The sequence below is a fragment of the Thalassospira sp. HJ genome, from assembly GCF_000948415.1.
GTDB lineage: Bacteria > Pseudomonadota > Alphaproteobacteria > Rhodospirillales > Thalassospiraceae > Thalassospira.
Genome location: NZ_JYII01000010.1, coordinates 70,521 through 92,397, shown reverse-complemented (window position 1 = coordinate 92,397; position 21,877 = coordinate 70,521). Strand labels below are relative to the sequence as shown.

General features: G+C 55.4%; 18 protein-coding genes. 11 read left to right on the top strand and 7 right to left on the bottom strand.

The window, feature by feature from the left end:
* Window positions 1–7: 7 nt before the first annotated feature.
* The 7 genes from UF64_RS05905 to UF64_RS05875 form a co-directional block, all read right to left on the bottom strand.
* Window positions 8–1,240, bottom strand: coding sequence for a phenylacetate--CoA ligase family protein (locus UF64_RS05905; RefSeq protein ID WP_044827702.1), 1,233 nt, complete (start codon window positions 1,238–1,240; stop codon window positions 8–10).
* A 61-nt stretch (window positions 1,241–1,301) separates the two neighbouring features.
* Window positions 1,302–2,084 carry an ABC transporter ATP-binding protein gene (locus tag UF64_RS05900; RefSeq protein ID WP_044828183.1) on the bottom strand — a complete coding sequence of 261 codons (783 nt, stop codon included), beginning with the start codon at window positions 2,082–2,084 and terminating at the stop codon, window positions 1,302–1,304.
* A gap of 152 nt (window positions 2,085–2,236) precedes the next feature.
* Complete coding sequence (locus UF64_RS05895; RefSeq protein WP_044827701.1) at window positions 2,237–3,481, bottom strand: ABC transporter substrate-binding protein; 1,245 nt, start codon at window positions 3,479–3,481, stop codon at window positions 2,237–2,239.
* A 105-nt stretch (window positions 3,482–3,586) separates the two neighbouring features.
* Window positions 3,587–4,660 (bottom strand): branched-chain amino acid ABC transporter permease, encoded by a 1,074-nt coding sequence (locus tag UF64_RS05890; protein WP_044827700.1) that lies wholly within the window; start codon window positions 4,658–4,660, stop codon window positions 3,587–3,589.
* An 18-nt stretch (window positions 4,661–4,678) separates the two neighbouring features.
* Complete coding sequence (locus UF64_RS05885) at window positions 4,679–5,572, bottom strand: branched-chain amino acid ABC transporter permease (RefSeq protein WP_044827699.1); 894 nt, start codon at window positions 5,570–5,572, stop codon at window positions 4,679–4,681.
* A gap of 70 nt (window positions 5,573–5,642) precedes the next feature.
* Window positions 5,643–7,592: a long-chain fatty acid--CoA ligase gene (locus UF64_RS05880; protein WP_044827698.1), complete on the bottom strand. Its 1,950-nt coding sequence runs from the start codon at window positions 7,590–7,592 to the stop codon at window positions 5,643–5,645.
* A 2-nt stretch (window positions 7,593–7,594) separates the two neighbouring features.
* A complete protein-coding gene (locus UF64_RS05875; RefSeq protein ID WP_044827697.1) occupies window positions 7,595–8,404 on the bottom strand; it encodes an ABC transporter ATP-binding protein in 810 nt (269 codons plus the stop codon).
* An 818-nt stretch (window positions 8,405–9,222) separates the two neighbouring features.
* Between UF64_RS05875 and acnA the strand changes: the two genes are divergently transcribed.
* The 11 genes from acnA to UF64_RS05820 all read left to right on the top strand — a co-directional run bounded on the left by acnA (window position 9,223) and on the right by UF64_RS05820 (window position 21,840).
* On the top strand, window positions 9,223–11,910 hold the full coding sequence (acnA, locus tag UF64_RS05870; protein ID WP_044827696.1) for an aconitate hydratase AcnA: 2,688 nt from the start codon (window positions 9,223–9,225) through the stop codon (window positions 11,908–11,910).
* 220 nt (window positions 11,911–12,130) lie between these two features.
* Window positions 12,131–14,686 carry an EAL domain-containing protein gene (locus UF64_RS05865; protein WP_044827695.1) on the top strand — a complete coding sequence of 852 codons (2,556 nt, stop codon included), beginning with the start codon at window positions 12,131–12,133 and terminating at the stop codon, window positions 14,684–14,686.
* Window positions 14,687–14,783: 97 nt separating this feature from the next.
* Window positions 14,784–15,536, top strand: coding sequence for a thioredoxin family protein (locus UF64_RS05860; protein ID WP_235284975.1), 753 nt, complete (start codon window positions 14,784–14,786; stop codon window positions 15,534–15,536).
* A gap of 139 nt (window positions 15,537–15,675) precedes the next feature.
* Window positions 15,676–16,389 carry a heme ABC exporter ATP-binding protein CcmA gene (ccmA, locus tag UF64_RS05855; protein WP_044827693.1) on the top strand — a complete coding sequence of 238 codons (714 nt, stop codon included), beginning with the start codon at window positions 15,676–15,678 and terminating at the stop codon, window positions 16,387–16,389.
* Window positions 16,386–17,051 carry a heme exporter protein CcmB gene (gene ccmB / locus UF64_RS05850; RefSeq protein WP_044827692.1) on the top strand — a complete coding sequence of 222 codons (666 nt, stop codon included), beginning with the start codon at window positions 16,386–16,388 and terminating at the stop codon, window positions 17,049–17,051. Before ccmA ends, ccmB begins: the two co-directional genes overlap by 4 nt.
* A gap of 60 nt (window positions 17,052–17,111) precedes the next feature.
* Window positions 17,112–17,900: a heme ABC transporter permease gene (locus tag UF64_RS05845; protein WP_044827691.1), complete on the top strand. Its 789-nt coding sequence runs from the start codon at window positions 17,112–17,114 to the stop codon at window positions 17,898–17,900.
* Entirely contained in the window at window positions 17,897–18,094 is a 198-nt protein-coding gene (gene ccmD / locus UF64_RS05840) for a heme exporter protein CcmD (RefSeq protein ID WP_044827690.1), read from the top strand. Before UF64_RS05845 ends, ccmD begins: the two co-directional genes overlap by 4 nt.
* A 13-nt stretch (window positions 18,095–18,107) precedes the next feature.
* Window positions 18,108–18,596: a cytochrome c maturation protein CcmE gene (gene ccmE, locus UF64_RS05835; RefSeq protein WP_082049565.1), complete on the top strand. Its 489-nt coding sequence runs from the start codon at window positions 18,108–18,110 to the stop codon at window positions 18,594–18,596.
* A 132-nt stretch (window positions 18,597–18,728) separates the two neighbouring features.
* Window positions 18,729–20,807 carry a heme lyase CcmF/NrfE family subunit gene (locus tag UF64_RS05830; RefSeq protein ID WP_044827688.1) on the top strand — a complete coding sequence of 693 codons (2,079 nt, stop codon included), beginning with the start codon at window positions 18,729–18,731 and terminating at the stop codon, window positions 20,805–20,807.
* Complete coding sequence (locus UF64_RS05825) at window positions 20,804–21,340, top strand: DsbE family thiol:disulfide interchange protein (protein ID WP_044827687.1); 537 nt, start codon at window positions 20,804–20,806, stop codon at window positions 21,338–21,340. The genes UF64_RS05830 and UF64_RS05825 overlap by 4 nt, the downstream gene beginning before the upstream one ends.
* A complete protein-coding gene (locus UF64_RS05820) occupies window positions 21,337–21,840 on the top strand; it encodes a cytochrome c-type biogenesis protein (RefSeq protein ID WP_044827686.1) in 504 nt (167 codons plus the stop codon). The genes UF64_RS05825 and UF64_RS05820 overlap by 4 nt, the downstream gene beginning before the upstream one ends.
* Window positions 21,841–21,877: the final 37 nt, after the last annotated feature.

Sequence of the window (21,877 nt, the reverse complement as noted above, 5' to 3'; positions counted from 1 at the left end):
AACTTAATCAACTATGGTTGCGCTGATCATCAATCACCTTGCCATCATTGGGCAGGCTGCCGGTTTCGGCCGCCACAACAGCACCGCGCAGCTTGCAAACACTGGCGAGCGTCTCGGCAATCGCATCAATCTGGCTCGCGTCAATGCCCTCGCAGTTGAGCGTCATGGTGTCATTGTCGTTTTCGCGCGTGACCACAAGGCGGGCCTTGGTGATCCCTTGATGGCGTTTGACGACTTCGGCAACCTGTTGCGGATGGACAAACATGCCCTTGATCTTGGTCGTCTGATCGGCACGCCCCATCCAGCCCTTGATAAGGTGATTGGTGCGCCCACAACCGCTTTCACCCGACGCAATCGCCGAAAGATCACCGGTCGCAAAACGGATCAGGGGATAGTCCATATTCAATGTGGTGACGACAACCTCACCGACCTCGCCCTCTGCCACCGGTTCACCCGTGCCCGGACGGACGATTTCAAGAATGATGTCTTCGGCAACGATCATGCCGTTCTTGGCGCCGCTTTCATATGCAATCAGGCCAAGGTCGGCACTGGCATAGCATTGCAGCATGGCAATATCGCGTTCGGCGAACCAGCCCCGAAGACTTTCCGGAAGCGCCTCGCCCGATACAAGCGCACGCTTGATCGAGCTGATATCAGCACCAAGTTCCTCGGCCTTTTCGATCAGGATCTTCAGGAAGGATGGCGTACCGCTATACCCGGCCGGCTTAAGGTCGCTGATCGCATTGACCTGTGCTTCGCTTTGTCCGACCCCAGCCGGAACGACAACGCAGCCGCACGCACGTGCGCCACTGTCAAAAATAAAACCGCCCGGTGTCAGGTGATAGGACAGGCAGTTATGCACGATATCGCCCGGACGGAAGCCCGCAGCAAAGAACGCGCGTCCCATCCGCCACCAGTCATCGCCCTTGCCCTGCGGGTCATAGATCGGGCCGGGGCTTTGGAACAGGCGCGCCATCGCCGGGATCGGCGTTGCGTTCAGACCTGCCAGCGGCGGTTCCTTGGCCTGGGCATCAATCAGGTCAGATTTGCGTGTCACCGGCAGTTTTGCCAGTGCTTCGCGGGTGGTGATCGACTGCACGTCGACATCGGCGAGCATCCGGCCATAGGCAGCGGATTTTGATTTGGCATGATGCAAAATACGCGGCAGGGCTGCCATCAGGCCTGCCTCGCGGCTTTCCTGGGTTCGCGTTTCGCGCTCGTCAAAATAAGTCTTAAGCATCACACCCGTCTTTCATTCAAAGGCGCCAACCACAGACATGGATGTGGTTGGCGTATTCATCCTAAAGCCAACGTTTGCGGCGTTTGTAGGACTTGATGTTCTTGAAGCTTTTGCGTTCTTCAGAACCGCCGCCGAGATAGAACTCCTTGACGTCCTCGTTATTGAGAAGCTCGTCACGGGTGCCATCCAGAACAACCTTACCGCTTTCCATGATGTAACCATAGTCGGCAACTTTAAGCGCAAAGTTGGCGTTCTGTTCAACGATGAGCATGGTGATGCCCTGCTCGCGATTGATCTTTTCAATGATGCCAAACACTTCCTTGACCAGAAGCGGCGAAAGCCCCATCGACGGTTCATCAAGCAAGATCATCTTGGGGCGCGCCATCAACGCACGGCCAATGGCCAGCATCTGCTGTTCGCCACCTGAAAGGTAACCGGCAAGACCGGTACGTTCCTTAAGGCGCGGGAAATATTCAAAGACCATCTCGATATCGTCTTTGACCTTGTTGTCCTTGCGCGTATACGCACCCAGACGCAGGTTTTCGATACAGGTCATGTCCTCGATGATACGACGACCTTCCATGACCTGAAACAGGCCGGAGCGCACGATATCCTCGGGGTTGCCATTGGCAATCTGGTTGCCCAAGAAATTGATGTCACCACGGGTGACTTCGCCGTCTTCGGTTTTCAGCAAACCCGAAATTGCTTTCAGCGTCGTGGATTTGCCGGCACCGTTCGGGCCGAGCAAGGTAACGATCTTGCCTTGCGGAACCTCAAGCGAGACGCCACGCAGGACCAGAATCACCTCGTCATAGACGACTTCGATGTTATTGACCGAAAGCATCGGTTCGGCGGTTTCGACTTTGCGGGCGGGCTCTGCCATGGTGTCCCTTTCGAATTATCGTCTTGTGATCTCCAGCTGTCGGAGACAGGGCATCTTGCGTGTTATGCCCCGTCTCCGAACAGTCTGGGAGACGTTCTTCTTACTGGTTGATCTTAGTAACCAAGCCAGTCGTCACGGCGCGGCAGGGTGACGGTGTTGACTTTGCTCACCGTAACTTCGCCGCCTTTAGCACTGCCGTTATAGATGTTGACGGTGTTGATGCCGCGATGGTCCTCAGCGGTCCAGGTTGCTTCCATGCACACACCTTCAAGACCTGCCGGCACCCAATCCTGACGGGCATACATACCCGCCTTGATGTTTTCACCAGTGATCCCGCCATTGGCCTTGGCCCATTCCATGGCTTCTTTCATGTAATAGGCCGAGCAAATACCGCGGATATAGTGATGGGTGCGGAACTGCTCGCCAGAGCTGTCCGACATCTTGGAGATTTCACGCACCAGTTCCATGCCCGGAACACCTTCGTCGGTCCAGAAGCTGGTCATGGCCGGGAAGATGTAGTTATCGACATCGCCGATGGTTTTCAGGGTCTCGTAGTCACCAGCCCAGATGTTGGCGAGCCATTTCGGAGTTGCGCCAACCGTGTCACAGGATTTCACCAGCGACACAACCGACGGGCCGAGGTTGCCAAGGTAACCATAGTTGGTCCCGGCTTCCTTCATGGTCAGGCACTGTGCCTTGAAGTCGCCCGGTTTCATCGAAACAACCACTGGCGCGGTTACTTCAAAGCCAAGCTCGGTCGCATATTCCGCGCATGCTTCTTTCGGTGCGTTCGGATACGGGTGGTTATCGCCGATATGCGAGAAGATCGGCTTGCCGGAACCGCCGGACTGTTTCCAGTCTTCGGCTGCCCACTGAACCATGGCACGGCAAGCATCGGAGTAGGATGCGCCATAGAAGAAGTTATAAGGTGCCGGCTTGGCGGTTTTCGGGTTCTTTGCGGTCGGATCGGTCAAATGGCCGGAATAGGATGCGGAATAAACCGGAACCTTGTCATTGGCGACAAAGCTGATCAGGGCTTCGGTATCACCCGTGCCCCAGCCCTGCATTGCAATCATGTCGTTGCGCGAACGCCATTTCTTGTAGTTCGCAATCGCCTGCGGAACTTTATAGGCATAGTCGACGGATTCAGAATCCAAAACCGTGCCATCAATGCCCCCATGGGTATTGATATAGGACAGGGCGTCACGCACACCATCCGCATAAAACTTGCCGATAAAGCCAGTTGGGCCGGTAATGTCCATCAGATGGCCGACAAAGACCATATCGTCATCTGCCTGCGCTGCCGAGAAGGACAGCCCCGTTGCGACCATCGCGGTCGCAGCAATCAATCTTTTCATCACGACGTCTCCCTTGGACGTTTTCACAAAAGTAAGCCTCCCGGTCGCCCCGTTTTGATCCCGGCCCTTTGATTTTTTATAAGCGGGCCGGGTTCGGGGTTTTGATCAGTACGAGAAGGGATAAAGCTTCCAGTACGCCCTGATCTGTTGCCAGCGATGGGCAAGCCCATCCGGTTCAAAGATCAGGAAAAGGATGATGGCCAGACCAATTGCCATCTCCTTGATGTAAGCCAGACCGTCGATCACAGCCGTCGAGCTGGCCCATTCGAATATGCTAAGTGCACTGACACCGCTTTCCATGACTTCAGGCAGCAGCACCATAAACACCGTGCCCATCAGGGTTCCTTTAACCGAACCAAGACCACCGATGATGATCATGCCCAGGAACTGGATCGACAGCAGAATGGTAAAGCCCTCGGCCGAGACAAAGCCAAGATAGTGGCCATACATCGCCCCGCCGACACCGGCATAGAAAGACGAAATGGCAAAGCTCATCAGGCGATATTTCGTGAGGTTGATCCCCATGATCTCAGCCGAAAGGTAATGGTCGCGTACCGCCACAAAGGCACGGCCATCACGGGTGCGCATCAGGTTCGTACCCAGCAGATACATCACCACCAGGAAGAACAACGCGACATAGAAGAAGCTGAAATCGTCATAGATTTCGTAGCCAAACACATTGATCGGATTTGCCGCCGCCCCATAGGAACCACCGGTAAACCATTCAGCACGGGCAAAGAAATCTTCGAGAATGAACTGGGCCGCAAGGGTCGCAATCGCAAGATACAACCCCTTGATGCGGGCCGCTGGCAAACCAAACAGCATACCCACCGCCGCCGTCATCAACCCGGCCAGCGGGATCGACAGCAAAACCGGAATGCCGGTGGTGTTGTTAATCCAGGCCGAGGCAAAGGCACCAAAACCAAAGAACGCGGCATGCCCCAGTGAAATCTGCCCGGTAAAGCCAACCAGAATGTTCAGGCCCAGTGCGGCAATCGCGAAATACGAAATCTGGATGAACAGGTTGACGTAATAGCCATCCAGAACAAACGGGATCATGGCAACGGCAAAGATGCCAAGGATCGCGGCGTTGCGGATATAGGTCGTATCAAAGATGCGGGTATCCTGACGATAGGTCGTACGGAAGTCACCGCAAGGACGTAGCGAAAATCCAGCCATAACGTGTTACTCCGCCCCTTAAATACGTTCGATGTCTTTGGTGCCAAACAGGCCATATGGCTTGATGCACAGGATAATGATCAGCACATAGAACGGTGCGATCGAGAACAGGTTGCCCCAGTGCAGATACTGGCCGTCAACGAACTCTGCGGTGTTTTCCAGAAGACCGATGATCACGCCGCCAACAATGGCGCCGACGATCGAGTCAAGCCCACCCAGGATCACCGCCGGGAACACCTTGATCCCGATGACCGACAGGGCCGAAGACACGCCATTAACCATGCCGATCACGATGCCGGCGACACCCGATACAAGGGCCGAAATCGCCCAGGACATCGCAAACACGGTTTTGACGGAAATACCAAGGCTTTGGGCAACCTGCTGATCAAAGGCGGTTGCGCGCATGGCAAGGCCAAGCTTGGAATATTTAAAGAACCAGTAGAACCCGGCCATGATGAACAACGAGATCACGAAGCTCATGATATAGGCCGTCTCGATTTGCATTCCCAAAAGGTTGACCGATCGGGTTTCAAACACCTGCGGATAGGTCGCGGTGGTTGCCCCGAAGATCCATTTGGTCGCAGCCTGGAAGAAGATCGAAAGCCCAATGGTCACCATGATGACCGAAATGATCGGCTCGCCAATCATCGGTCGCAACACGACCATCTGCAGGACGACGCCAAACGCCATCATGAACAGCAAGGTAAACAGGAAACCCAGCCAGAAGGGCATTTGCATTTCAACAAGGAATGCATAGCACACCCATGCCCCGATCAGCAGGAACTCACCCTGGGCAAAGTTGACGATCTGGGTCGATTTGTAGATCAGGACAAAGCACATGGCGACAACGCCATAGAGTGTCCCGACAATCAAACCGTTCAGCAGAAGCTGGAACAGAAGTTCGAAATTCATGTTGCCATCCCTGTAATGGCGGCCCACGTACCGGTTATTTCCCGGCCGGGGCCACAGTTATGCTGCTGCCTTATTCGGCGGCTTTCGGGGCCGTCTGTGCGACCTTGTCATTATCAAGATCAACAACCTTCACACTCGTCTGGATGCGGGTTTTCGACCCGTCCTGGAAGGTGATCATGGTGTCGATATCAACCTTGTCATTGCCGGCATAAACCGCATCGATGATGTCGGCGTATTTTTCGGCAACCACGCCACGGCGCACTTTGCGCGTACGGGTCAGTTCGCCGTCATCGGCATCCAGTTCCTTGTAAAGCAATAGGAACCGCTTGATCCGCTGGGCTTCCGGAAGCGTTTTGTTCACTTCGCGAATTTCCTCGGTGATCATGTCATAGACCTGCGGCTGCGCTGACAGGTTGGTGTAGTTGGTAAAGGCAATCCCGCGCTGCTCGGCCCATTTCGCCATGATCGAATAACGAATACAGATCATGGTCGACAGGAATGGCAGGTCCTTGCCAAGGATCACGGCCTCGGCAATGAACGGCGAGAATTTCAGTTTGTTTTCAATAAACTGCGGCGAATAGCGCACCCCGGTGGATGTTTCCGCCAGATCCTTCATACGGTCGATCACCACAAGGTGCTTATTCTCGTCCTTGAAGTAACCGGCATCGCCCGTATGCATCCAGCCATCCTTGACGTCCTCGTCATAGGCGGACTGGTTTTTATAGTATCCGGTGAACATGCCCGATGTGCGTGCGACAATTTCGCCGACACCATTTTCATCGGTGTTGACCACCTTGATCTCTGAATTGTCAAAGGCAACCCCGACCGTATCGAAATCAATGTCTTCGGGCTGATGGATGGTATAGGCGCCACACAGCTCGGTCTGGCCATAAAGCTGACGCAACGGAACGCCCATCGCATGGAAGAACTTGAACGTTTCCGGGCCAATCGCAGCACCACCGGTGGCAGCCGACCGCAAATTGGAAAACCCAAGACGATCTTTCAGCGCATTCATCAGGATCACATCGGCCATTTTCGAATGACCACCGTTCTCCATGGCGGTGCGTGCCAATGCCATGCCGAAATCAAACATCTTTTGTTTGAAGGGCGTGGAATCCATCATCCGTGCACGAACATCAGCGGCAATGGTTTCCCAAACGCGCGGTGCCAGCAGGACAAAGTTCGGACCAATTTCGCGCAGGTCGGCCATCATGGTTTCCTGCTCTTCGACGAAATTGACAATCTGTCGGCTGATCAGCGACTGACCAACGACATAGACCTGCTCCATAATCCATGGCAGCGGCAGGACCGAGACATAGTTGTCACCCGGATATTTCGGGTCAGCACGAAGATACGCCGCACAGTGATCAAGGAAATCACCGGAATTGAGCATCGCCATTTTCGGCTTGGATGTCGTGCCCGAAGTGGTGCACAGGATCGCGCATTCATCACCACGGGTATCGGCGACCATCTGATCGTAGGAACCCGGGTTCTGTTCTTCGAACGTCCGGCCCATTTCATAAAGCTTTTCGACATCCATCAAACGCGGATCGTCATATTTGCGCATCCCGCGCGGGTCGCAATAGACGATGTGCTCAACAGTCGGGATATCATCGCCAAGCTCGATCAGCTTGTCGCACTGTTCTTCGTCTTCGGCGATCAGGATGCGCGCACCTGAATAGGTAATCAGATAGGCGACTTCTTCATGCAGGCTGTCCTGATAAAGACCGACCGACATCCCACGCAGCGCATGGGCAGCGATTTCGGCCCAGACCCATTCCGGGCGGTTTTCGCCAATGATGCCAACAACGTCACCCTGCCCAAGGCCAAGGGCACGCATGCCAAGCGTCATCCATTTGACGCGGTCGTTATAGTCCTGCCAGGTGAATTCCTGCCAGATGCCGAATTCCTTTTCGCGCATGGCGACTTCTTTGGGCCAGTTGCGCGCGTTGTAGGCCAGCACTTTCGGGAAAGTATCCAGCGACTTGGTGTCGGCATATTCCGGGATATTGCTGCTCATGCTCAGGCCACCTGCTCGTCTTCATCCGTTTCGTCGTCTTCTTCGCCGAGATAGGCTTTCTTCACATGCTTGTTGGCCATCACTTCATCAGGCAGGCCTTCGGCAATCTTGCGACCGAAATCAAGGACCATCACCCGGTTGGAGATATCCATAACGACCCCCATGTCATGTTCGATCATGACAACGGTCATGCCCCATTCTTCATTGAGGTCGATGATAAAGCGCGCCATGTCCTCTTTTTCTTCGAGGTTCATACCCGCCATCGGCTCATCTAGCAGGATCAGATCCGGGCGCAGCGCCACCGCACGCGCAAGTTCAACGCGTTTGCGCAAACCATAGGAAAGCGTGCCGGCGGTTGCCTTGCGGATGTGGGAAATCTCAAGGAAGTCGATAACGTCTTCGCAGAAGCGACGATGCTCAAGCTCTTCCTTCTGCGCCCCGCCAAGCCAGTAAAGCGGCCCGTTGATGAAGTTGTTCTTCAGCAGGTGGTGACGGCCAACCATGATGTTATCAAGCACGTTCATGTGCCCGAACAGCGCCAGGTTCTGGAACGTACGACCAATGCCCAGTTCGGCACGGTCATTGGGCTTGAGCCCGGTAACATCCTGCCCCTTGAAGGACACTGTCCCCATGGTCGGGGTATAACGCCCCGATACGCAGTTCAACATGGATGTCTTACCGGCACCGTTCGGGCCGATAATCGAAAACAGCTCGCCCGGCTGAACCGAAAAGCTGACATCACTCAGCGCACGTACACCGCCGAAAACAAGCGACACGTCGCTAATCTGTAGAATAGGACTCTGTGACGTCATGCCGTCGCATTCCTCCCTGACTTGGGCCGCAAATACCGCAGAACCGCATTTCGGGCTCTATCGCGCAAAAATTTGCAAACCGCTGTTCAGTTTCCCTGATGATGTGTCGTTTATTTTGTGACCCTGACCTTACGGAAACCGGGCGTGACACATTTAATAGGCATTTAAGTACCAATTTCAGCATATTGCGTCAATGCAATGATTCTCAAGGGGTTGGGACTTTTCTACAAATTCGCACCGCACAATTATTTGCCGGGTGCACATGCCACCCATTCTACCCTTGATTACGTAACGTTATCTGGCTGACCGGCCAGTTCGGGGGATTGATAATCGCCGCATTGCAAAAATTATTCGCAATCATGCACCGCACAATCAGCGACCCGGCAACCATGCCGCTTTGCACCCTTATCCATCCCCGTCGCCCCGACTCCGATGCGGAGTCGTCAGGACTGCGAAGTTCGCAGCATACGCATTATAGATAGCGTCGCCCGATCAGGACGGCGCGATCATAAACATGTCATGAAAAAACAGACTCCGGGCTTGCCCCATCCTATTGAAAGGTCAAAAGCCACGGCACATATCGTCTACAGCTGATTTTATGCTTGTTGGACTTTGCCAATATGCTGTGATCAACGGGTTTTCCCCAATACCCCTTTTCGGGGTCTGGACTTTCACAGGGAATTGTGGTGTAACCCCGTTGCACATAGATATGTAGCCGTGACCCGCGTCACGCAACACAGATAGCCCACCGCTCGGCGCTCCGACGGTCGGGGTGTCTTGTCACGACAAGCCCTTTTAACCACCTTGAGGAGGGTCTGATGTCCATTTGTGGCAAAGACAACCTGAAAACGCGCCGCACGCTGAAAGTCGGGGACAAGTCCGTCGACTATTACAGCCTCAAAGTTGCTTCCGAGAAATTCGGCGACGTTTCAAAACTTCCCTTCACGCTGAAAGTCGTTCTTGAGAACCTTCTGCGTTACGAAGACGATTTCACCGTTAAAACCGACGATGTCAAAGCTGTTGTTGACTGGCTCAAAGAGCACAAGAGCAGCCACGAGATCAACTATCGTCCGGCCCGCGTTCTGATGCAGGACTTCACCGGCGTTCCCGCCGTCGTTGACCTTGCAGCAATGCGTGATGCCGTCGTCAACATGGGTGGCGATGCCCAGAAGGTGAACCCGCTTTCACCGGTTGACCTCGTCATTGACCACTCGGTCATGATCGACTTCTTCGGCACCGACGACGCACTCGACAAGAACATGGAAGTCGAGTTCGAGCGTAACGGCGAACGTTATGGCTTCCTGCGTTGGGGCCAGAACGCTTTCAACAACTTCCGCATTGTCCCGCCGGGCGCAGGTATCTGCCACCAGGTGAACGTCGAGCATCTTGCCAAGGTCGTCTGGACCGGTGAAGACGAAGACGGCAAAACCGTTGCCTATCCGGACACGCTGGTTGGTACCGACTCCCACACCACCATGGTGAACGGCCTTGCTGTTCTGGGTTGGGGTGTTGGCGGTCTGGAAGCCGAAGCAGCAATGCTTGGTCAGCCGATCTCGATGCTGATCCCGGAAGTCGTCGGCTTCAAGCTGACCGGCACCATGAAAGAAGGCATTACCGCAACTGACCTTGTTCTGCGCGTCGTTCAGATGCTGCGTGAAAAAGGCGTTGTTGGCAAATTCGTCGAATTCTATGGCGATGCGCTTGACCACATGAGCCTGCCGGACCGTGCGACAATCGGTAACATGGCACCGGAATACGGTGCGACCTGTGGCTTCTTCCCGATCGATGACGAAACGCTCAACTACATGCGTTCGACCGGCCGTGACGAAGACCAGATCGCCCTTGTCGAAGCATATGCCAAAGAACAAGGCATGTGGCGCGAGCCGGGCTTCGAAGCTGAATACACCGCAACGCTTGAACTCGATATCTCGACCGTCGAGCCGGCCCTTTCGGGTCCGAAGCGTCCGCAGGACCGTGTTCCGCTCAAAGACGCCGTATCGAGCTTCAACAAAACCTTTGCCGACATGGCACCGGGTGTTGACACCGACCGCTCCGTTCCGGTTTCGAATGAAAACTTCGAAATGAAAGACGGTAACGTCGTTATCGCCGCGATCACCTCTTGCACCAACACCTCGAACCCGAGCGTTTTGATCGCAGCAGGTCTTCTGGCGAAAAAAGCTGTCGAACTTGGCCTGAAAAGCAAGCCGTGGGTGAAAACCTCGCTCGCACCGGGCTCGCTCGTTGTTGCCGACTACCTCGAAAAAGCAGGCCTTCAGGACTACCTGGATCAGCTCGGCTTTAACGTTGCCGGTTTCGGTTGCACCACCTGTATCGGCAACTCCGGCCCGCTGGCTGGCCCGATCGCCGGTGCCATCGAAGATCAGGACATGCTGGTTACGGCTGTTCTGTCTGGTAACCGTAACTTCGAAGGCCGTATCAGCCCGCACGTGAAGGCAAACTACCTTGCCTCCCCGCCGCTGGTTGTTGCCTATGCCCTTGCCGGTAACCTGAAGATCGACCTGAACAAGGATCCGATCGGCACCGACAAAGACGGCAAAGACGTCTTCATGAAAGACATCTGGCCGTCCAACAAGGAGATCGCAGACACCATTGCGTCCTCGATCTCGGCTGCGATGTACAAAGAGCGTTACGACAACATCTTTGCAGGTCCGAAGCCGTGGCAGGCCATTGAAATCACCGAAGGCGAAACCTTCGCGTGGGATGGCAAGTCCACCTACGTCCAGAACCCGCCTTACTTCGTCAACATGGCGAAAGAACCGGGTGATTTCTCTGAAGTTCATGGCGCACGTCCGCTCCTGATCCTGGGTGACTCGGTCACCACCGACCACATTTCCCCGGCCGGTTCGATCAAGGAAGAAAGCCCGGCAGGTGAATACCTCAAGGCAAACGGCGTTTCTGTTCGTGACTTCAACTCCTATGGCGCACGTCGTGGCAACCACGAAGTCATGATGCGCGGTACCTTTGCCAACATTCGTATCCGTAACGAAATGGCACCGGGCACCGAAGGTGGTGTTTCGGTTCATTATCCGTCGGGCGAACAGGGCTGGGTCTATGACGTTGCAATGCGTTATCAGGCCGAAGGCACCCCGCTGGTCGTCGTTGCGGGCAAGGAATACGGCACCGGTTCTTCGCGTGACTGGGCAGCAAAAGGCACCAACCTGCTTGGCGTCAAAGCTGTGATCGCGGAAAGCTTCGAGCGTATCCACCGTACCAACCTGGTCTGCATGGGTGTCCTGCCGCTGCAGTTCAAGGATGGCGAAGGTCGTGCGACCTACAAGCTGGACGGTTCGGAAACCTTTGATGTTCTGGGCATCGGTGATGGTATCACCCCGCTTCAGGACGTCACGGTTCGCATCACGCGCAAAGATGGCAGCAGCGAAGAATTCGTTGCCACCTGCCGTATCGATACCGAGAACGAAGTTCTCTACTACCAGAACGGCGGCATCCTGCAGTTCGTTCTGCGTAACATGATGAAAGCTGCCTGATTTCTTTCTGAAATCTAAGGCTGACATTTCGACACCCCACCGGTTCTCCGGTGGGGTGTTTTTGTTTTATCTAATTAAAAAACTGACCGCGTGTCGGTTAAAACCCGTACACTTGATCCAGAACAATTCTCAAGAGCGCCGAACCTGATAGGTATGGCCGCCAAGAAATCACCCTCTTAAGAATAAAGCGAACAAGAACAGAGTCTGACAGAGCAAAGACATGATACGCCCCACATCCTCAGACGGACGTCCGTTTGGTCTGACGGTCGGTACACTCTCACCCGGAACAGTCTTAAGTTGTAGCCCGCAAGCAACCCTTGGTGAAGCGGTTGCAAAGATGCGCCATGCCAACAGCAGTTCCATTATCGTGGTGGTGTCAAATAAACCGGTGGGGATCGTCACCGAGCATGATCTGCTCTCTCTACCGGCTACAACATCCGCTGCATTTTCCGAACCGGTTTCGACACGCATGTCAGAACCGGTTCATACCATTTCGGTCCATGCCACACCGCAATCCGCCATCGTTCGCATGCGCGACCGCGGCGTGCGTCATCTTGTCACCATTGATGCTGACGGCTGCCTTGTCGGGATTATCAGCCAGACCGATCTGATCCGCCATGTTGGTGATAAAAAGCCATTCATCACCAATGACGTTGCCGATGCTGTGCGCCAATCAACCGTTTTCGCGCATAAGGACATTCGTGTCTGGGAACTGCGCCAGCGCATGCATTCCGAAAAATGCGACAGCGCGATCATCACAGGCTTCCCGGACAATCAACCGGCCGAACTTCAGACCGGCATCATCACCGAACGCGACATCCTGCGCCATCTGGCCGAAGAACATGAAAACTTGACGGCGGGGGACATTGCCACCCGCCCGGTAACCTTCATCCGTCAGGACATGAACCTTGATGACGCGCGCAACATGATGATGCGTGACAATTTCCGTCATCTTGTCGTGCACAACCATAATGACGAAACCATCGGTGTTCTGTCATTTGCCGACCTGCTTGAATTCATCGAACAGGATTACCTGATCCATCTGAGCAGCCTTGCCGAAGACAGCAGCAGTGAATTGACCAAGGCGCGCCAGTCACTGGCCCTTGCCAACAAGCTGATTGAAAACTCGCCTGACTGCGTGATGATCTGCAATGCCAAGTCCGAGATCGAAGCCGTCAACCCGGCCTTCACCCGCGTGACCGGCTATCAGGCCGAGGAAGTTATTGGCAAGACGCCCGCCATCCTCAAATCCGGACGTCAGAACAAGGCTTTCTATGAAAAGCTCTGGGCCGATTTGACCCGTACGGGAAAATGGGAAGGCGAAATCTGGAACCGCCGCAAATCGGGCGAGATCTATGCCGAGTGGCTGTCGATCATGGCAGTCCGAGACGGCGAAGGTACTGTCACCCACTATGCATCGATCTTCACCGATATCAGCGGGCGGGAAAAGAACCGCGAAGATGTTCTGCGGATTGCCTTTACCGATGAACTGACCGGCATGCCGAACCGTCGCCGTTTTTCGGAATTGCTGTCGCTTCATATCGGGCGGGCGCGCAGGCTCGGTCGGCCGCTGACCATCGCCATGCTGGATCTCGATAACTTCCAGCGCGTCAACAACGCCCTTGGTCACAATATCGGTGACGATGTTCTGGTCGAAGTATCCCGCCGCATAAGCCGCGAACTCGGCCACGATGCCGTGGTGGCGCGTGTGGGGGCTGATGAATTTGCCGCGATCCTGCCGCATGTGAATACCGAACAGGAAGCTTTCAACATTGCCGAAAAGCTGCTGAACCGCCTGGGGGAAGCGCATCTGACCCGCAAGGGTGAGGATGTCTATCTTTCGGCCAGCATCGGCATTGCATCCTTCCCGGAAGATGCCAACGACACCAGCAACATCATTCGCTGTGCCGAACTGGCAATGACCCAAGCCAAGGAACAGGGGCGCAACCGCGTCGGGCTATATAGCGTTAATCTGCACAGTCAGAAGGGCGCGGACCTTGCCCTTGAAACCGCCTTGCGCCGTGCGATCGATAACGAGGAACTCCACCTTGTCTATCAGCCGCAATTTGATGCCAAGACCGGCGAGATTGCCGGGGTCGAGGCCCTACTGCGCTGGACCACATCAGATGGCAAAACCATTCCGCCCTCGACCTTCATCCCGATTGCCGAGGAAATGGGTGTCATTGGCGAACTGGGCCGCTGGGTCATCCGCACCGCTTGCAATCAGCTGATCACATGGCGTCAGGAAGGCCTGCACAATCTGCGCCTTGCGGTGAATGTGTCCGTACAGCAATTCTATGGCTCGATGGATTTCGCCGAACAGCTGCGTGCCATCATCGTTGATAAGGGTGTCGCTGCCGACCGGCTAGAAATCGAAGTCACCGAAAGCCTGTTCATGCGCAATATCGACGATATGCGCGCCAAGCTGCAGCGCCTGCGCAATCTGGGTGTGCGGATCGCCCTTGATGATTTCGGCACCGGCTTTTCGAGTCTCAGCTACCTGCGCACCTTGCCATTTGACGTGATCAAGCTTGATCGAAGCTTTGTGTGGGATATCGAAGATGGCCCGGACGGCCAGACCCTGCCGATCACGATCATCAACATGGCGCGTAACCTTGGCAAAACCTGCGTTGCCGAAGGGGTTGAGAACGAACACCAACTCGAAGTGCTGCGCGAAGCGGGTTGCGACCTGATCCAGGGATACCTTCTGGGACATCCGATGCCCGCCGAACAGGTTTCCGAACTGGCCAAGACCAAAATCGCTACCGCGCCCTAGAAAAAGCGCAACAAGATCATCGCGTTCTGGCACCTCGCCTGGCTTTCAAGGCCTTGTGATTGGTCGGTGATGGCGGTTTTCAGGCATGATCAGTGTTATGAAAAACCCTCGCCCCCTTTTAAGTGCCCTTGCACTGTTGCTCATGACCATTTCCGCCCCGGCAAGCGCGAGTGAAAGCGTATTGCCCCGCGCGGTGGTCGAACTCTACACCTCGCAAGGATGCAATTCCTGCCCGCCGGCCGATCAGGTCCTGCATGACATGGCAGATCAGCATGATGATCTGCTGCTGCTGTCCTATCACGTTGATTACTGGAACTATCTGGGTTGGGAAGATCCGTTTTCCGACGCCAGATACAGCGCACGCCAGCGCGATTATGCCAACCGCATGCGCGAACGCTATGTCTATACCCCGCAGGTCATCATCAATGGCGATCACGTGGTGCGCGCAACCGTCAGACAACAGATCGAAACCACCAGCACGACCGTCGCCCCCCTCGATGACATTGCCAACATCCATCTGAGCACAACGGATAAAGCACAACCGGCCAAAGGCACGATCTCGCTTCGTGGTATTGGCAGATCTTCACCGGGCCAGATCGCGCAAGTCTGGTTGATCGGCTTTGACCGCGAACATCAACGCGATGTTCTGTCCGGGGAAAATGCCGGCAAGCGGTTGGTCAATGCCAATGTCGTGCGCGAAATGGTCAGCCTCGGACAATGGGACGGCAGCAGCCAGCAGAAAATCCCCTTTGCCATGGCAGGTGCCTATGACGGCGGGATCGCGGTTCTGATCCAGAATGGTCGCGGTGGCCCGATCAGTGGTGCAGCCATGGTCCGTTTCAAAGACTGAAACCCCACCTGATAGTGAGTTTGGATTGATTTGAAACAATGCCAACCAGACGATTGTCGGTTATTGCATGAATAATCCGCTGGAACGCGTTATATCATGACGTGTTGCAGAATGAATTTCAGACAATCTAACGGGTTATATGGCTGATTTTAGCGGTTCTGATCTGACCTGCCTGCGCGGCGAAAGACTGGTATTTGGCGGCCTTTCCTTTTCGGCCAAATCCGGTGATGCCGTGATGCTGCGCGGTCGAAATGGCGCCGGGAAATCAAGCCTGTTGCGCCTGATGGCGGGTCTTCTCGCACCGCGGTCCGGTGCGCTTTGCTGGAACGGCGAAAGCATTGCCGATGATCGCGCCGCCCACCATGCCCGCACCCATTATCTTGGCCATCAGGATGCCATCAAACCGGTTCTGACCGTGCGCGATAATTTGCGCCTTTGGGGTCAGCTGCGCGGTGTTCCTGATCTTGAAGCCGCGATTGACCGCGCGCTCAATGCGCTTCAGATCCACCACCTGTCACGCGTCACCGGCCGTTACCTTTCAAGTGGTCAGAAACGGCGCACGGCCCTTGCCCGCATACTGATCGGTGAAAGTCACCTTTGGTTGCTGGATGAACCGACCGTGGGGCTCGACCGCGAAAGCTGTGCCGAGCTCGCACAACTGATTGCCGAGTTCCGTGCCCGTGGTGGCGTTGTCGTTTATTCGACCCATATCGATCTTGATGTCGAAAACCCGACCATTCTTGATCTCGATGACTTCGCCATCCCGATGGTCGAATGGCTGGCGGAGCAGGACGATATCGAAGATATGGCGCAGGCCATGCGCGCCCCTTCCTCGCAGGAGGCCGCACAATGAACGGTTTTCTCGCCATCCTGCGCCGTGATCTCAGCCTGGCCCTCCGTCAGGGGGCTGATTCCGTCATGGTCGTGGCGTTCTTTATTGTCACCACCACGCTGTTTCCGTTCGGCGTCGGGCCAGAGGTCAATATCCTTGCGCGCATTGCGTCCGGTGTGATCTGGGTCTCAGCGCTGCTTGCCGCCATGCTGTCGCTTGAACGCGTTTTTCAGGCCGACTACGAAGACGGATCGCTTGAACTTCTAACCCTGTCACCGGTGTCGCTCGAACTTCTGATTTTGGGCAAGGTGCTTGCACATTGGCTGACAACCGGGCTTCCGCTGATCATTGCGGCCCCGCTGATGGCGGTGATGCTCAATATGGATCAGGACGGTTTTGCCATTCTGATGATCGCCATGTTGCTTGGAACACCGGCCCTCAGCCTGATCGGGGCGATTGGCGCTGCCCTGATATTGGGCGCGCGACGCGGTGGTGTTCTTGTATCACTTCTAGTTTTACCACTATATATTCCGGTACTGATATTTGGGGCCGGTGCGGTTGAGGCCGCCCTGCTCGGAATTTCGGCGACCGCGCAACTACAGATCATGGCCGCCATCCTGCTTTTGACATTGGCTGCCGCACCCTTTGCTACCGCCCATGCCGTACGCCAGGCCATGGAATAGAACAAAAAGACGACGAGACGGGATGACCCTTTGCGGATTTCCGCACCAAGGATAAGAAAAATGCATCGCTTTGCTAAACCAAGTGTGTTTTTGAAATTTACAGCCCCGATCCTGCCGTGGCTGTCGGTTCTGACTGCAATCCTGATTGCGGCCGGGCTTTACTTTTCCCTGATCGGGTCGCCGGTTGATTACCAGCAAGGCCACACCGTGCGGATCATGTATATCCATGTTCCAGCTGCGTGGATGGGGCTGTTTTGCTATGTCGGCATGGCAATTTGCGGGGCGATGAGCCTGATCTGGAAACACCCTTTGGCCGATATCTGCGCACGCGCCACCGCCCCGGTTGGTGCGACCTTTACCGCCCTTTGCCTGATTACCGGATCGCTTTGGGGCGAACCGATGTGGGGCACCTGGTGGGTGTGGGATGCGCGTTTGACATCGATGCTGATCCTGCTGTTCCTCTATCTCGGCTACATGGCGCTGGTGAATGCCTTTGATGATCCCGAACGTGGTTCAAAGGCCGGATCGGCTTTGGCACTGGTTGGTGCGGTCAATGTGCCGATCGTCAAATTCTCGGTCGATTGGTGGAATACACTTCATCAGCCGGCCTCCATCGTACGCATGGATGGCCCGGCTGTTGATCCGAGCATGCAATTGCCGCTTGCCCTGATGATCCTTGGTTTCACCTGCTATTACTTTGTCCTGCTGATCCTGCGCGTGCGTCTGGAACTGAATGAACGCCGCATTCGCGCCTTGCACCTCTCAGGCATGTTTGATGAAACAGTAACCCCGGCAGCAGCCAAAGACAAGGCCTATGAAGCGGGTCACAATGCGGAGGCCAAACAATGAGTGAGTTCTTCTCAATGGGTGGCTATGGCAGCTATATCTGGGCCAGTTATGGTCTTACCGCCCTTGCCATGATTGTCTTGCTGATTGCCACCCTGCGCGGTTTGCGTAGCAGCCGCATCGAACGCGACCAGCTTGAGGCCGTCTTGCAATCCCGGCGTCCGCGCCGCACCAAAAAGACCCAAAAGGCATCCTGAACGGAGAACGACTGTGTCCCTTTCCCGCGCAAAAATCCGTAAACGCCAACGCATGTATGTCATCGGTGCGATCCTACTCGCCGTCGGTGGTGCTGCGGCCCTGATGCTGACTGCGTTTGAAGATTCGGTCGTCTTCTTCTTCAGCCCGACCGAAATCGCCGAAAAATCCCCCATCGATCCTGACCAGCGTCTGCGCATTGGCGGCCTTGTCGTCGAAGGATCGGTGGCAAAGCAGGATGACGGGCAAACCATCGCCTTTGCGGTGACCGACATGGCCGAAACCGTGCCGGTTTCCTATCGCGGCATTTTGCCCGACCTGTTCCGTGAAGGCCAAGGCGTGGTCGCCGAGGGCCATATGAGCAGCGAAGGCACCTTTATCGCATCGGAAGTTCTCGCCAAGCATGATGAAAACTACATGCCGCCCGAAGTTGCCGAATCGCTTAAGAAAAGCGGCTACTGGGAAGAAATCGAAGCCAAAAACGCCGAACAGATGCGCAATTAAGCCACATTCTGCCGCCATAAAGCCCGACCATACGCGCAAGAAGAACATAGCTGCGACCATTGCCCCTTGATCTGGACCCCACCGATCAGGCAATAGGTCACAGGGGAACTATTGGGGAAGCCTTAAACGCACATGCTTGCAGAGTTAGGACATTTTGCCCTGCTTCTGATGGTGGTCACGGGAATTGGACAGGCCGTTCTGTTCAGCCCGCTTTGGCTGCGCTCATCCCTGCGCATGTTCTCCCCGCAAAAGGCCCCCGCCACCCCGGTTGGCAGCCCCGACTTCCCCGATGATGATCGTGATGGCCATGCCGATGGTGCCTTTGCGCCAATCGTTGCGAAGCCTGCGAACCTGTTCCTGCTGCCGATTGCCATCCTTCTGCTTGGCCTTCTGGCCGAGGGCGCATTGCTAAACGCCTTTATCGTCAGTGACTTCACCCTGCCCGTCGTGACCGATGTCAGCCATTCTTCCACCCCGCTGCTTTATCGCATCGGGGCTGCATTCACGCCCGATGGCGGGGCGATTTTGCTGTGGCTGGTGGCCTTGTCGCTGGTGAACCTTTTGCTGGCGGTTCAGTTGCGCAAATCAGCAAGCCTTGATGCCGACCGCTTTGCCCGTAACGCGCTTTCCATTCTTGGAATGCTGATTGCGGTTCTGGGCGTTGTCACCCTGATTGATGCCGATCCGTTCCTGCGCGTGACCGTGGTGCCGCTTGATGGGCGCGGCATGAACCCGCAAAACCAGGACCTGCTTAAGGTCCTGCGCGAACCATTCCTGTACCTTGGTCTCGCCGGACTTGCCGGGATCTTTGCCCTGACACTGGCAGCCTTGCTGGATAACCGGATTGACCGCCAGTTTGCCGAAACCATGCGCTCCTGGACGATTGCAAGCTGGGTCTGCCTTGGCACCGCAATTGCGATCAATGCCTATCGGTCTTACAGCGAGCAAGCCTGGGGCGGCTGGTGGTATTGGAACACATCGGAAAACAGCCTGCTTTTGCCATGGCTGCTCGCCACCGCCCTTCTCCATTGCCGCGCGGTTCTTGAAAAAACCGAAACCCTGCGCAGCTGGACGGCGTTTTTGGGCATCACGACGCTTGCGGTTGGATGGTTCGGGGTCTACCTGACCCGCTCTGATCTGTTTGCGCCGCTTCCCGAAACACAGATCCTGCCGATTGACAGCAACGGTCTTCTGATCGGGTTCTGTGTGGTTTTTGCCGCCGCCTATTACCTGTTCTGGCGATCGGTAGATCAGATGGGCGAAGGCCGCTGTTTTGAGGTCATCTCGCGCGAAAGTGCGATGTTCCTTAACAGTGTGATGCTGGCCCTGATTGCGGCTGTGGTCCTTATCGGCACGATCTATCCGCTGGTCTTGCAATGGATCACCGGCGAACCGATCACGGTCGGTGCACCTTTTTATGTCGAAGTACTCGTCCCCATCGTTCTGCCCCTGATGTTCCTGATGGCCTTCGCCCCGGCACTGCGCTGGCGGCAGGATGAGTTATGGATGATCGGGCGGCGCATGAAACTGGCCGCGATCCTGTCGCTGATTACGGTCCTGTTTGTTTCGATCCGCTTTATCGACCTGTCCCCGGCGCCGCTGATCGGGATCGGCCTTGCCGGATGGATTTTGACTGCGTCACTAAGTGACCTTTGGGCGCGGCTGTGGCGCCACCCGGAACATGGCGAAAGCAAATATCGTAATCTGCAACTTTTGGGTCCCCGCTATGTCAGCATGACACTGGCCCATATTGGCTTGGCAGTTCTGATTGCCGGTGGATCAGCCAGCAGCATATGGGAAGAACAGGTTGTTGTGTCCGCCCGTGCGGGTCAAAGCATTCAGGCAGGCCCCTATAACCTGCAATATGAAGGCGTCTCGCTTCTGGCCGGTGAAAACTATGCCACCCGTCAGGCGACCTTTATTCTGTATCGCCATTCCCAGCCCGTAACAGAGCTGTTCCCTGAAATCCGCTATTACCCGATCCGCGGCGTTGAAACCCGCGAAGCCGATATCTGGCATGGTCGCGATGGTGATTTGCATGTTTCAATCGGCGACCGTGATGATGATGGTGGCCGGGTGGTAACAGTTCATTATCTGCCCATGATGCCCTGGGTCTGGGGCGGCATGTTACTAATGTTGATCGGGGGATGTTTCAGCATCCTCACGCGCGTAATCCTGCGCCTTAAGAAGCCTGGAGTTTCTACTTCATGAGATTTTCGATCGCTGTAATCCCGCTGGTTTTGTTTGCCGCCTTGGCCGGGGTGTTTTTGCTCAATATCGACAAGGACGCCTCTGTTGTGCCATCGGTTCTGATTGATAAACCGGCACCGGAATTCTCGCTGCCGCCGCTTCCCGGTCGCGATCACGGCCTATCGCGTGCGGATCTGACAAAGGGCAACGTTTCGGTTCTCAACGTATTTGCAAGCTGGTGCATCCCGTGCCGCGCAGAACACCCGTTGATCAAACGCCTGTCACGCGAAGCATCTGTCCCGGTCTATGGCCTGAACTACAAGGAAAAGGATCCGCAGGACGGGGTGAAGTGGCTTGATGAGCTTGGCGATCCCTATGCCGCAGTCGGAATGGATATTTCGGGCCGTACGGGCATTGATTTTGGCGTCTATGGCGTTCCGGAAACCTTCATCATCGATGGTAACGGACAAATCCGGTACAAGCATGTCGGCCCCGTCACAGTCGAAGTCCTTGAAAAGGTCCTGATGCCCAAAATCGAGGAGTTAAAGGGATGATCAGACGCTTCAAACTCGTTTTTGGTGCCCTTGCCATTCTGCTACCCGTCATGGCATCAAGCCCGGCATTTGCCGTCAATCCGGATGAAATGCTGTCCAATCCGGTTCTGGAAGAACGCGCGCGCGAAATCAGCAAGGAACTACGCTGCCTTGTTTGTCAGAACCAGTCAATTGATGATTCTGATGCCGAACTGGCGCGCGACCTCCGTGTGCTGGTGCGCGAACGCCTGATTGCGGGTGATGACAACGAAGAAGTCATTGACTATATCGTCGCACGCTACGGCGACTATGTTCTTTTGAACCCGCCGCTGAAACCTGAAACCTACATCCTGTGGGCAAGCCCGGTGGTGCTGGTGCTTCTGGCGATGCTGGCTGTTTTTGCCTTCTATCGCCGCAAGAAACGGGATGGCAGCACGGCGTCCGCGTCACTATCCAAGGATGAACAGGCCCGTCTGGACGAGCTTCTTGGCACTTCAAAAGATATCGGCAAATCCGAATGAAGCTTAACCGCCTGACATATCGCCACCCGATCGGAGG